The organism is Paraburkholderia sp. BR10954 (assembly GCF_040965775.1).
GTDB lineage: Bacteria > Pseudomonadota > Gammaproteobacteria > Burkholderiales > Burkholderiaceae > Paraburkholderia > Paraburkholderia youngii.
The window spans coordinates 1-254 of the sequence record NZ_JBFRCK010000335.1 but is presented as its reverse complement, the minus strand read 5'-3'; the positions used below and the strand labels follow the sequence as shown (position 1 = coordinate 254).

Annotated in this window: 1 pseudogene; it reads left to right on the top strand. The window is 61.8% G+C overall.

What is annotated here, in order from left to right:
- Positions 1–254, top strand: a pseudogene (locus AB4Y34_RS42470) (IS66 family transposase zinc-finger binding domain-containing protein); the annotation flags it as partial.

Here is a 254-nt window from a genome sequence, read left to right as displayed (position 1 = left end):
GATGCTGATACAGCTGCTGATACGTCGGCCACAACGAACGTCGCTCCGCTACGCCGCAAGTCACGGGACTTCCCTGCCCATCTTCCTCGCGAAACGGCTGTGCATGCGGCGTCAAACTGCGGATGCCCGGAATGCGGCAAACAGATGCGTGCGCTCGGCGAAGACGTCTCGGAGGTCTCGACTATGTGCCCGGCTACTTCAAGGTACTGCGTCACGTACGTCCGAAGCTGAGCTGCCCGCGCTGTGCCGCAGTA